The 12,772-nt window shown below is 51.5% G+C and carries 10 protein-coding genes; all 10 read left to right on the top strand.

Going from position 1 to position 12,772, the window contains the following annotated elements:
* Window positions 1-128 precede the first annotated feature (128 nt).
* The 10 genes from AAFN83_RS12855 (at window position 129) to AAFN83_RS12900 (ending at window position 12,754) form a co-directional block, all read left to right on the top strand.
* Window positions 129-1,913, top strand: a complete 1,785-nt coding sequence (locus AAFN83_RS12855; RefSeq protein ID WP_347769932.1) for an extracellular solute-binding protein — start codon at window positions 129-131, stop codon at window positions 1,911-1,913.
* Between the two features lie 107 nt (window positions 1,914-2,020).
* Window positions 2,021-2,917: an ABC transporter permease gene (locus AAFN83_RS12860; protein ID WP_347770213.1), complete on the top strand. Its 897-nt coding sequence runs from the start codon at window positions 2,021-2,023 to the stop codon at window positions 2,915-2,917.
* Between the two features lie 12 nt (window positions 2,918-2,929).
* Window positions 2,930-3,808 carry a carbohydrate ABC transporter permease gene (locus tag AAFN83_RS12865; RefSeq protein WP_347769934.1) on the top strand — a complete coding sequence of 293 codons (879 nt, stop codon included), beginning with the start codon at window positions 2,930-2,932 and terminating at the stop codon, window positions 3,806-3,808.
* 69 nt (window positions 3,809-3,877) lie between these two features.
* On the top strand, window positions 3,878-5,659 hold the full coding sequence (locus AAFN83_RS12870) for a sensor histidine kinase (RefSeq protein WP_347769936.1): 1,782 nt from the start codon (window positions 3,878-3,880) through the stop codon (window positions 5,657-5,659).
* On the top strand, window positions 5,634-7,241 hold the full coding sequence (locus AAFN83_RS12875; RefSeq protein WP_347769938.1) for a response regulator transcription factor: 1,608 nt from the start codon (window positions 5,634-5,636) through the stop codon (window positions 7,239-7,241). Before AAFN83_RS12870 ends, AAFN83_RS12875 begins: the two co-directional genes overlap by 26 nt.
* A gap of 143 nt (window positions 7,242-7,384) precedes the next feature.
* Complete coding sequence (locus AAFN83_RS12880; protein ID WP_347769940.1) at window positions 7,385-8,269, top strand: alpha/beta fold hydrolase; 885 nt, start codon at window positions 7,385-7,387, stop codon at window positions 8,267-8,269.
* A gap of 124 nt (window positions 8,270-8,393) precedes the next feature.
* Window positions 8,394-10,247 carry a DUF4303 domain-containing protein gene (locus AAFN83_RS12885; protein WP_347769942.1) on the top strand — a complete coding sequence of 618 codons (1,854 nt, stop codon included), beginning with the start codon at window positions 8,394-8,396 and terminating at the stop codon, window positions 10,245-10,247.
* Window positions 10,248-10,328: 81 nt separating this feature from the next.
* Window positions 10,329-11,123, top strand: a complete 795-nt coding sequence (locus AAFN83_RS12890; protein ID WP_347769944.1) for a helix-turn-helix domain-containing protein — start codon at window positions 10,329-10,331, stop codon at window positions 11,121-11,123.
* Between the two features lie 137 nt (window positions 11,124-11,260).
* On the top strand, window positions 11,261-11,968 hold the full coding sequence (locus AAFN83_RS12895; RefSeq protein WP_347769946.1) for a DNA alkylation repair protein: 708 nt from the start codon (window positions 11,261-11,263) through the stop codon (window positions 11,966-11,968).
* A 30-nt stretch (window positions 11,969-11,998) separates the two neighbouring features.
* A complete protein-coding gene (locus AAFN83_RS12900; protein ID WP_481810509.1) occupies window positions 11,999-12,754 on the top strand; it encodes an SMI1/KNR4 family protein in 756 nt (251 codons plus the stop codon).
* Window positions 12,755-12,772 lie beyond the last annotated feature (18 nt).

Genomic DNA, 12,772 nt, shown 5'->3' on the forward strand with positions numbered 1-12,772 from the left:
TCATTTGCCTGGTTCGTGGAAGCAAATGTGCGTTTTGCGATATGACGTTAAAAATGGAATATATACGCACTCCCTCGGAGTTTCTATAATTTTGATTGTACCGCCAATGCCAAAGAGAGGGGTATTTTATGAGTCGTTATGCGAAGGCTGCAAGATTACTAACACTTTGCATTGTTATTGGAGCGCTGCCGACGTTAAGCGCTTGCAACAAGAGCAATGATCAGAAAGCAAGCCCGGCCGCTACAACCAGCAGCAGCCCATCCGAAACCCAAAAGACGGGAGAAGCAACAGAGCTGTGGAACAAGAAGTTTGATCCTCCCGTTACCATTACGACGGCTATTGTCGACGATGGGACCTCCCGCGGCAACGCGTTTAAGGCCGGGGAATCGATGGAGGACAACGCGAACACCCGCTGGATGAAAGAAAACATGGGCATCAACGTGAAATTCGATTTCATTGTGACCAAACCGGAGGATTACCAAACGAAGCTGCGCCTCCTGCTCTCCAGCGGGGCGAAGCTGCCGGATGCCTTCGCAGCAAGCGGGGACCCGCTGCAAAGCCTGCTCGCCGCCAACAAGCTGATGCCGCTCGACGAAGCCATCGAGAAGTATGCGCATCCCGAGTACAAGAAGCTCCTGGAGAAGTACGGGTATGCGCTGGGCGAAGTCAAAAAAGACGGCAAGATCTACGGTGTGCCGGCCTTCTTCATGGGTGACGAAGGCACCGTGATGTGGATTCGTAAGGACTGGCTGGACAATCTGAACCTTCAGCCGCCGAAGACACTGGACGAATTTGAAAACGTTCTCAAGCAGTTCACGGATAACGATCCCGATCAGAACGGGGTAAAGGACACGATTGGCCTGGCTGTGCCGCTTAAGGAAGGCCCGTGGACCTGGATGGGGCAGACGGATGCCATCGTCTCCGCTCTTACGGATCAAATGATCAATACGTATGACGTGAGCCTGTTCTGGAACAAGGGAGCGGACGGCAAGCTCAGCTATGGCGCTATCCATCCGGATGCGAAGCTGTATTTGCAAAAGATGAGGGACTGGATGAGCAAGGGCTACATCGATACGGAAGCCGGCATTAAGGACCCCGCCAAAGCCGCCGAGCTGACGGCGAGCGGCAAAGCCGGCATCATGTTCGGCCCGTTCTGGATGGGCGACTGGCCGCTAGGCGATGCGACCAAGAATAACCCGAAGGCCGATTTTGAGCCGTATCCGCTTCCGACCGGTCCGACCGGATTGGTGGGCCGTGCAGAGAAGCCCATTGTTCAAGGCTTCACGGTATTCAACAAGGACTTCGATCAGATCGAAGCCTGGTTCGCCTACTTTAACAAGATTTTCGCCAAGAAATTGGAGCAAGCCGGAGACCCCTACTTCGATCCGCGTTGGAAGGACGGGTATCATGAAGGCTACGATTACGTGAAACAGGATGGAAAAATCATCAAGAGCAACTTCGAGGCAGCAGGCGTTCCGGCCGATCAATGGCCGCTTAAGGACGGCGCTACCCTGGACATTCGCTTCATGATGACGAATATTCTCGGCAACTTTACGAGCATTCCGCATTCCAACGTGGAAGCGGTCAAAAAGTTCCTGGCCGATCCGAATGCGGAACCGGTTACCTCCATTGAAACGGATGTCAAACAGATGAAGAAGAGGCAGCTCGATGCGGCAGGTGTCCGAATCAATCAAACCGTCAACGAAGGCAAAAACTATTACACCGGTCCGATGACACCGACGATGAAATCGAAGGGTGAGCTGCTGAAGAAGCTCGCTACCGAGAGCTACCTGAAGATCATCTACGGGGAGAAGCCAATCGAATACTTCGACGAGTTCGTCAAGCAATGGCTGGATAACGGCGGCCAGAAGATCACAGACGAAGTCAACGACTGGTATGCGAAGAACCAATAACGCTTGCCATTAACAGCTGCAGTTGAAGAAGAATGAACATGCAAACGGAGGAGCGCAGCCTTGGCTTGCTCCTCCTCTATTTTTCCAAGGAAAGGAAGGGAGCGCTCATGGCCGCCTATTGGCGAAAAACGTGGCCGTTTCATGTGTTGCTGCTGCCGGCTTTGCTCTTTAGCATCGTGTTTCAATATATTCCGATGTTCGGGGCTGTCATTGCGTTTCAAGATTATGAGCCGTGGCTCGGGATCAAGGGGTCGCCTTGGGTCGGGTTCGATCATTTCCGGTATTTGTTCACTTACCCGGACGGCAAGCAGGTCATCTGGAACACGCTGATCATTGCCGGATTCAAACTGATCATGAACCTGGTGATCCCGATCGTATTCGCTCTGCTCCTGAATGAAGTGCACAAAACGTATTTCAAGAGAGTGGTACAGACGCTTGTCTATTTGCCGCACTTTCTGTCATGGGTCATCCTGGGCGGCATCCTGATCGATATCTTGTCAACGGAAGGCGGAATCGTCAACCGGGCTCTAAATGGGTTCGGCATCCCCAGCATCTTCTTCCTGGGGGACGGCCAATGGTTCCGAATTACGGTCGTTCTGAGCGACGTGTGGAAGGAATTTGGCTTCTCCGCGATCATCTTCCTGGCCACGCTGGTGGGAATCAACCCGGCCTTATACGAAGCGGCTGAAATCGACGGGGCTTCCCGCTGGCAGCAGGTGATCTCGATCTCCATTCCCCTCATGATGCCCATCGTCATCGTTGTCGCTACGCTGTCTCTCGGACGAATCCTGGACGCCGGCTTCGACCAAATCCTGAACTTGTACAATCCGCTGGTGTACTCGCATGGGGATATCATCGATACCTTTGTCTATCGGGTTGGCTTGAACAGCGGACAATTCAGCTTCGGAACGGCGGTCGGGCTGTTCAAATCAGCGATCGGCTTTGTCTTGATCGTGATCAGTTACCGAATGGCGTTCAAGCTTGCGAATTACCGGATTTTTTAAGGGGGGTCGACCATGCGCTATCGTTCGAAGGGCTATACCATCTTTACGTTTGGGAACACGATCTTTCTTACTGTCCTGTCGCTTGTCTGCATTCTTCCTCTTCTTCACGTGCTTGCGCTGTCCTTCAGCTCGCGTGCGGCGGCTACGGCCAATCTCGTCAATTTCTGGCCGGTCGGCTTTACGACAGATGCATATGCGAAGACGATCGGCAACACCGCATTCCTGCATTCCTTGAGGCTTGGCGCAGAGCGGACGGTGCTCGGTACGGTGATCTCCATGGCGGTCATCACGATGGCCGCTTACAGCCTATCGAAGACGAGCCACCGGTTTCCGGGGCGTCAAATCTACATTTGGGTCTTCGTCTTTACGATGCTGTTCTCAGGGGGGCTCATTCCCTCGTATATTCTGATAAGCAAGCTGCACATGATCGATACGATGTGGGCCTTGATTTTGCCTCCAGCCGTTAGTGTATGGAACATGATCCTGATGCTCAATTTCTTTCGGACGGTTCCGCTGGAACTGGAGGAGGCGGCTCTTATCGACGGGGCGGGCCATCTGAGGGTGCTATGGAGTGTCTACCTGCCCGTATCAATGCCGTCTATTGCGACACTGTCGCTGTTTACGATGGTGTTCCATTGGAATTCTTGGTTTGACGGCATGATCTACATGTCCAATCCGAACAAGTACCCGCTCGCTACCTATTTGCATTCGATGATTGTGAGTGACAATCTGTCCAGAATCGGTGTAACATTGGAAAGCATAGATAATTTTTCTAATCGCACAGTCAAGTCTGCTCAAATCTTTATTGGAGCCTTGCCCATACTGTTCGTCTATCCCTTCCTGCAAAAGTATTTCGTAAAAGGAATTGTTCTCGGCTCGGTGAAAACCTAAAGCGGGTTTGCAAATAGGCGCTAACGGAATTCACTCGGCATCAATCACGGATCGAACGGGTGAGCTCGAATGGTTATCGTCAGACGAGGAACGGCTGGCAAACTCAACATCTTCACCAAGGTCATGATCGTCATCGTCCTCATGCTCATTCCGATTATCGTGGTATACAATTCCTCCAATAAGACCAGCACGGCGGTGGTGGAGCAGGAATTGCTTCAGATCAACTTGAATCGGCTCCGGTTTTTTGTGGAGCAGGTGGATGTCGAGGCGGACCGGCTGTGGAGAGCCGCCTTCGTCATTGCCACCGATCCGGATGCCCTGCAGCTGCAGCTTCGGCCATCATCCGAACCGGATTATGCCTTGCTGTCGTCCAAGAGGCTTCTGCTGCAAAAGGTAAGCATGCAATCCACCTCCTTCGAATGGGTGAACGATTTTACCATCTATTCGCCGCATTCAGGGGTTGCCGTCTCAACAAACTTGAAGCAAGTATACGATGCCGACTACTTTCGGAATGCGAGCCAGCGGGTTTGGGATTACCGCATGATCGTATCTGACCGGGGACCGGAGAAGGCATTCGTACGGGATTTAACCATGCCCTTCGAGCTGCCTTTGAAAGAGGCGGACCCGAACTTATTTGTGGAAGTCTCGTTCTCCTCTCATAATCTTGAGAAAATGTTGGAGAGGCTCATGAACGGCAGCGTGGGGCAGCCCTTCCTCTATCATCCGGGCGATGAGCCCATCCTGCCGCGGGGGCTCGATTTGGAGCAGGTGCGGGAGATGACGGAGCAATTCGACCTCATCAAGACGCAGGACAAGAGCGAAGGCGCGGTCAAGATCACCTTTCAAAATGAACCGTATCTCGTCAATTATGTGAAGTCCACCTCCCTCGGATGGTACTTGATTGACTTCCAGCCCATGAAAAAGGTGCTGGAGCCGATCGAGCACAGCAAGCGGAAGTTCTATGCTGCCAGCTTGCTGCTGCTGTTGATGGGGATTGCCTCGGCAGGCCTGCTGTACCGCAATGTGCAGAAACCGATCAACGACCTCATCCGGGCGGTAAGGCTGCTGCGGCGAGGCGTGTACGACCATCGGATCAAACGCGGACCGCACAACGAGTTTCATTATTTGATCGAGCAGTTCAACCTGATGTCCGAGGATATCCAAACCTTGATCAACAAGGTCTACGCCGAGCAGCTGCATGCCAAAGAATCCTCGCTCAAGCACTTGCAGGCGCAGATCAACCCGCATTTCCTCTATAACAATTTCGCTTTTATCCAAAGCATGGCGCAGTTGGAGCGGACCGAAGTGATCGTCGCCTTTACCCAGCACTTAAGCTACTACTATCGGTATACAACCCGGACGGAGCAGCAATTGACCTCCTTGTCCGAAGAGATGGAACTGATTCGCAACTACCTGGAGATTCACCGAATGCAATCGGAACGCCTGTCGTTTCGCGAACAGATCGATGACGACCTGATGGCGATGGTTCTGCCGCGGCTGCTGATCCAGCCGCTCGTCGAGAATGCAATCGTCCATGGGATGGAAGGCAAGATGGGCAGGTTTGAAATCGTCATCACCGGCAGGCGGACGGAGGCGGGCTGGGAGCTCTTCATTGATGATAATGGCGTCGGGATGCACGAGGATGAATTAGATGACCTGAGGCATTCCTTGGAGGCGCAGGGCACGGTAAACCGCAGCCTCGGGATGCGAAACGTCCATCAGCGACTTAAGCATTACTTTGGGTCGTCCTCGGGACTTGTCGTGGACCCTTCCGCTTTGGGTGGACTTCGCGTGGGCTTGATCATGGAGATGGAGGCGATGGACGATGTTGGATGTTCTGATCGTGGATGATATCCCCTCCCAGGTGGACAGCTTCGCCGCGACGATTCCGAAGGAGGAGCTCGGGATCGGCCGCATTCATAAAGCCTATTCCGGCAAGGAAGCGTTGCAGCTCTACGAGGAACAGACCATTCACATCGTCATCACAGATATCCGCATGCCCGAGATGAGCGGCATTGAGCTGATTCGAGCCATCCGCGATCTGGGGCGCCAGGTCAAAATCGTCGTCATTTCGGGCTACGCTGATTTTGAATACGCGAAGAGCGTCGTCCCTTACAATACATCCGGCTATTTGATGAAGCCGGTCAACCCGGATCAGATGCGGGAGACATTGGGCAAGCTTGTGGAAGAAATCGCAGCGGAGAAAAAACAGCAGCAACAGCAGCAGCGAGACGGATACGCCTTCCGGGAAAGCCTGCCTGCCCTGCAAGGGGAGCTGCTGAACCGTCTGCTGTACGGGAAAGGAATCTCGAATACGGAGTTGGAGCGCAAGCTGTTTCTGCTCGGCCTGCCATTCTCCCCCCAACAGGAGGTGGGCTTGTTCCTCGTGCGGCTGGAGGGCAAGCTTCAAGACTATGAGAAATTGGATAAAGAGCTGGTCGAATACGCGGTTACGAATATGGCGGAGGAGTGGCTTCGGGACGCTTTTCATGTATGGTTCTGCCGCGATCATAATGAATATCTGGTCTTTCTTGTCTCCTCGAAGGAGGAAGCCGATGAGAACGGGCCGACCCTCCAGAATGCATTGGAAGTCCGCGCAGCGGCGTTAAAGAGGAAGGCAGAGTCCCTATTGAACGGCAAAGTATCCATCGCACTGGCTGAGAACGGGGCGTACTTCCCGGAAGGCGTTCCCGCCTTATATCGATCCGTCATCGACGGTATGAGGGGGATCGAAGAGGCGCAGCAGGGTACCTTTTTGCGGATCGCAGGGAAACCGGAACCGGTTCGGGTTGGGACGCTGACGTCCTTGTACCGGCCGCCGCTCTTGATTCATTTGCTCGATACGGGCAACTGGACGCAAGCGGAGGAGAAGCTGAACGAGATCTTTGCGGAACTGAAAAGCGTAAACTACCCCCCCGAGCATGCGAATGAAGCGTATTTCGCCATAGCGGGTGCCTATCAGTATATGGCGCATAAGAGAGGGAAGCTGCTCAGCGAGTTCGGCGCGCCTTCGTTCGGTCTGATGCCGGCGGCCCCTTGCCTCAAGCAATTGGAGAAGTGGGCCTTCTTCATGCTCCGAAGCCTTCGGGAGCAAACGGAGGAATCCTCCGAGAAGCGTACCGGGTTGGTCGACCGGGTTCAGAAATACATCGAAGCGAACATGAACGACCAGCTGTCGCTGCAGACAATCGCCGCGCATATTGGTTTGCATCCTGCCTACCTGTCGAGGGTATACCGGGCGGGAACAGGAAGCAATCTGAGCGACTACATCCTGCGGTATAAGATGGAGATGGCTTCGTATCTACTCCGCAACAGCGATAAGAGGATCTATGAGATCGCCCAGATTGTCGGTTATCAAGCGGTGCCGCATTTCATCAAGCGATTCAAAGCCTTCTCGAACATGACCCCGCAAGAGTTTCGTGAACGAAGCTAAGGTTTCTTGAATGAGGAGCGGCCCATTATCAAAGCTTTATAACGCATCCTACAGAATTCATGATTATACCCATACTCACCATTGTAAAGGTCAGGCGCTACCTCTACTCTTTAGGAATCAAGAAGTTGGAATGGAGGGGCATTATGATCGAGAAGATGATTCAGCTAGGCAATATGAGGATGAATGTACGCTATTTACTAAACGATAACCCCGTTGTCCTCTTTCTTCACTTTAGTGGAGGAAACATGAAGATGTGGGAGGGCATTTTACCCCAATTCGAGAAGGAATACAGCCTCATTGTTCCGGATCTCAGAGGGCACGGCAAATCGGATAAGCCTTTAACCGGCTATCATATCGACGAGATGGCAAATGATCTTTTCCTATTGTTGAAGCACTTCGACATAAAGGAATGTCATATCGTAGGCAGCTCGATGGGGGCTGAGATTGGGCTAAGTTTAGCAGCCGCTCATCCAGAGCTCGTTGAATCGCTGGTATGTGAAGGAGCTCTCTATAATGAGTTTGGAGAGTACGGCTTATTTAATGGCTCGGAGGAAGAAATCGAGCACAAAAAAGAAGCCATGCGTACGGAGCTGGCAAAGAGAGAAGAACGCATTTACACGAAGAGAGAAGCGTATATCGAAGAAGAACGTGAAAAGTTGACACAATTGGGAATATGGAACGACTCTTTCCATGCCTTCTTTGAAAACAATCTTCAACAGCAGACGGACGGCACGTATACCTACTGCTATTTAAACCGTGTCCGGACGGAATACATTCAGCAATACTGGGATGTGAAATTTGAAGACTATTATAAGAAAATCACCTGTCCCATTCTATTTCTCCCAAGCGAAGAAGAGCGAAACGATGAGAGAGTGAAAACGAGTTTTGCTGCATTCACCCGTCTACTGGATTCCTTTGAAGTAGAGCCGATTCCGAACTCCATCCACGCCTATGTATGGATGCAGCTTCCGCATGCAGCAGGTGAAGCGGTTAAGAAATTTATTAAAAATTCTGTTTCATGGCAATAGCATGGTCTTGCCGAACATGGACTCGGTTGTCTCCTTTCTCCCTTTGAGGGAAAAGATGCAATCGGGTTTTTTTGTGCTATATTCATAATTAGGAATGAAATGGTAGTCAAAGGAGAGTCGTTTCGTGGCCAAAGACCTGAATCTAACAACGCTTCCCTACACCAAGAAAGAGCTAAAGGATTTCTATTACGCCGCCTGGGATGCGGTCGATGAGAAGAAGAAAGATGATTTGGATGAGCTGTTGAAGAAATGCCCCGAGCTATTCAAACTGCCCTATTATTCGAAGCCCAAGTCAGAGAGGGATAAGAATGTAATCGGCAAGCTGGTCGACATTTATGGAGTGAGTCCGGATATGATCGGCTATGCGATTGAGAAGGGCGCGGACTTCAATGACCTGGATGAAACGGTGCAGGTGCCGGCTTTTTGCTATGCGATCCTGAATCCGGGGCGGGAAAACCTGCCGGTGGAAATGGCAAAGCGGATGTCGTATTTCCGGACGGACTCCTTTCTTACCAATCCTTATTTCTATGCCATCCTCACGCTGAATGCGGAGCTGGTTCAGGTTTTGACCGAAAAGGGATTGGATCTGTCTGTTCCGTATGAATCTCCGTTTTTTGAGAAGGTGCAAAATGCTTTGTCATATGCGGAATTGGTTCGCGATTTCTTTACGGGTAGCCCCTGGCAAGAAGAAGCCGATCGGATCTATGCCGAGATTGCGCGAGCAAGCCGTCAACAAGGAATCTCGATTCCCCCTGCATCAGTCTCCGAAGAGGAGAAGAACCGCCCCTTATCGAAAGGCGAATTGTGGTTCTTTAGCAACGTGATCATCCAAGCTCTACGTAAAAAGAACGTGGCGATGGTGACGTATTTCGCGAGCCATGCCCGCTCTGCCCTTCAGGAAAGGCTGTTTGGAAATGGAACGGCTCTTCATTATGCATGTGAAAAAGGATCGGTCGAGATGATCCAAGCGATGATCCGAGCGGGCGCAGACCCCTTGAGGTATGTAAAGACCTCTTACAACGACATGAAACTCCCGGCGGTAGGAATCGCGATTGCGGGTAGCAATGTTGAGGTCGCCGATTATCTATTGAGGCAGTATCCCGAAGCCGTTGTTCGTGATAAAAAAGGGTGCCTGTTGGAGACGGCCATTCGATTCAGCAAAGACGCGATTACCTGTGAGTTGGTAAAAGCATTGGTGAATGCCGGTGCGCGGATCGATGTTTACTACGAGTACCAAGGGTGGAAGACGAGCGTCCATCCCCACTCGCTGGCGGAAAAACAGAATAAGCCGGATGTGGCTGACTATCTGACGAAGGTTGCCGAGCAGCAGGGACTCGACATGAAGGATTACGACCTTCGAGTACCCGATCAAGCCGAAATGGCCACCTACCAAAGGTACTCAGAAGATTATTCGCTACAGAAGGATCAGAAAACGTTGGTGGCAAAACCCGGGAAGAGACAAAAGCTGAAGCCCAAATATGCCGCATTTGCTCTGAATCTTCGGGCAGCGCTGCGCGTGGCCTTGGAATATGCAAGGAAGCATTACGCCAACGAAACCGCCTACCAGTTCACGCTGGCCTTCGAACAGGATGGAGCTTCTTCTTGCTTTTGGACTGTGCTCTCAACCGAAGAGGACTATGCCAAAACCGGAGGGGAAGAAAGCGGGCGATACATCGTGGAGGAATGCGGGATATGGAATCTTGCGGAGGATGCCTTTTCCTTGCTCAATTCCCTCTTGAAAAAGCTGCCGTATGATCAAGATGATTATGGGGATCAAGTCCAGGAGATGGCTTTGCAATGTCTGGAGGATATTCGCGAAGAGGGTCTTTTGGAGGCGAACAACCTGGGGTCGGTTCTTCTCCAATACTATACACGGGACAATGATCAGTTGGAACAGATCCTCCTGGCAGCCGAACGGCTGAATCCCGAGATAGAGGAACTGGCGCTATACAAGAATAGCATGGAGTTGTTCTATTGATAGAATCCTTTGCAGAAAAATGCACAAGATGAAGCGAGAGATTTACGTGCTCTTCCTATAATGGGTTCAGGAGGTGATGAGATGGATTGGCAAAGAGGGATGGAGCAAGCCGTCGAATATATCGAGGCCCATTTGATGGAGTCGATGGATTTTGCTAAGGTGGCGCAGCATGCAGAATGTTCGTCTTGGGAGTTTCAACGAATGTTCTCCTTTCTCACTCACGTTTCACTCGGCGAATATATCCGAAAGCGAAGGCTTTCTTGCGCAGCACACGATCTACTTGCTACTCCCATAAAAGTGATCGACATTGCTATGAAATATGGATATGAATCTCCCGCCGCATTTTCACGTGCCTTCGGCAAACAGTATGGCTTGTCTCCTTCGTCTGCCCGGGAAGCGGGCGTTCCCCTTGCTGTCTACCCGCGAATGACCTTCGAATCCTGGACGAAAGAGGCGTTGAGTCGAATGAGCAAATTCAGTGAACGAGGTTATGTGGTAAGAGAGAACGGTGCGGTCTATTTCACATTGGACATGGACGCGACTGTGCATTGGTTTGAGGAAGTTCTCGGATGGTACGGAGATGTTGTATCCCGAAACGCTGACGGAAGCGGAGATTACGGGTGTGTGTTTGATTATCCCGATGAAGTGGCTGTTGCCCATTTGACCCCATTCCGAGGCTTTCATTTGTTCACGGGCGAACCGCGGCAGGGAGTTGTGGGGTTTATCATGATTGATGGGATCGAGGCGTTTCACGACTATGTCAAAAGTCGCTGGAGTCAAATCTCCAACATCGAGACCCAACATTGGGGAGCCAAGGAATGTCAGGTGATCACGATAGACGGATGTATCCTCCGTTTCTTTGAAGAAGCTCGCTGAGGAATCAACTGTCTGAAACACTTAAAGCCCTTCCTCTCGACAGGAGGGGTTTTCCTCTGCCATGGGCTCTTCGGGTATGCCGCAGAACATAATGTGATAAAATGATGGCAATTACCATGCATCGAGGGAGGGACTCCATGAATTTCGAAGAGGTTATGCAGCAGTTGGAGGCGCTCGGCAAAGAACGGCTGAAGAAGATGTATTTGTCCAACGGGGCGCACGAGCCTCTATTTGGCGTGGCAACCGGGGAGATGAAGCCGATCGCCCGGAAGATCAAGAAGGACCAATCTCTCGCCGAGCAGCTATACAACACCGGAAATTACGATGCGATGTACTTTGCTGGAGTGATCGCGGACCCCAAGGCGATGACAGAGGCCGATTTTGATCGATGGATGGACGCCGCTTATTTCTATATGGTCTCCGATTTTGTTGTCGCCGTAACGTTGGCCGAGACGGATATTGCGCAGGCTGTAGCCGATAAATGGATCGCGAGCGGCGAAGAGCTCAGAATGTCGGCGGGGTGGAGCTGTTATTGCTGGTTGTTGGGAAGCCGCCCGGACATCGAATTTTCCTCGGACAAGCTTACCGGTATGCTGGAGAAGGTCAAGCAGACGATCCACTCTGCTCCGGAACGCGCCAAGATCGCCATGAACCAATTCCTCTACACCGTCGCCATCTCCTATATGCCGCTGCATGAGCAGGCGGTGAGAACGGCGGAGGAGGTAGGGCCGGTGGAAGTCCAGCGGGACAAGCCCAAAGCGAAGCCTCTGCAAGCAAAGGAGACCATTCGTAATGCGGTAGACAAAGGGCGGATCGGCTTTAAGCGCAAGTATGTGCGGTGCTAAAAACGTTGGTTGAGAATGCATAGGTCGGGAGTGTTTCATTTGAATGAATTCCATGCACTTGCCAGCTTCTTATTAGGAAGGGATCGAGAGACTTCCGGATATTCCGAGGAGGACATTGTGATACACGAAAGGAGGCTGGGGGTTTCCTTTCCGCCTTCGCTTAGAAGCTATTATCGATCCTTCGGCCAATGTCCCTACCTTACGCCAGATGGTCGTAATCAATATGAACCGCTCATGCTGGCTGACCTCTTTCTTCCAGATGAAGACTTTGCGGAGGACGAGAAAGAGTATCTTGTCTTTTATCAATGTGCAGAATCTGTGATCTATTGCGGGATTCGTCTGCGTGACCTAACGCAGGAAGATCCGCCTGTCTTTATATGGGTATGGGGGACTCCTGGCTGGCACTTGGAAAACCGCTCGCTTCGCAATTTCCTTCAAAGCAAGGTGTTCATCCAGATTGCACTGGAAGGCAAGCTTCCTTATTGGGCTTTCGTTGAGGAAAGCGATTGGAATCGATCGGACTATAGTCGGGTTTGGAGCCTTCGTGAGGATTTTGAGGAAGTGGTGGAGGAGGCAACCATTCTAGCCTGGAAGATTTACCTGAACCGTGATATTCTGATAGTCTTTGAATTAGCGGATCCCGATTGCGAGGAATCCATCCTTGCGGTGCACCTGGCATCGTTTAGCGAAGAGAGTCTGGAAACACTTTTGTTGAAGATGACGCAAGCGGATAAGTCTCCGCCGTACCAGACCAATCTGAAGAATGGATGGTCAGGAGTGAAATGAAAAACAAATTAGTTCTTC

The organism is Gorillibacterium sp. CAU 1737 (genome assembly GCF_039888655.1).
Lineage (GTDB): Bacteria > Bacillota > Bacilli > Paenibacillales > NBRC-103111 > Gorillibacterium.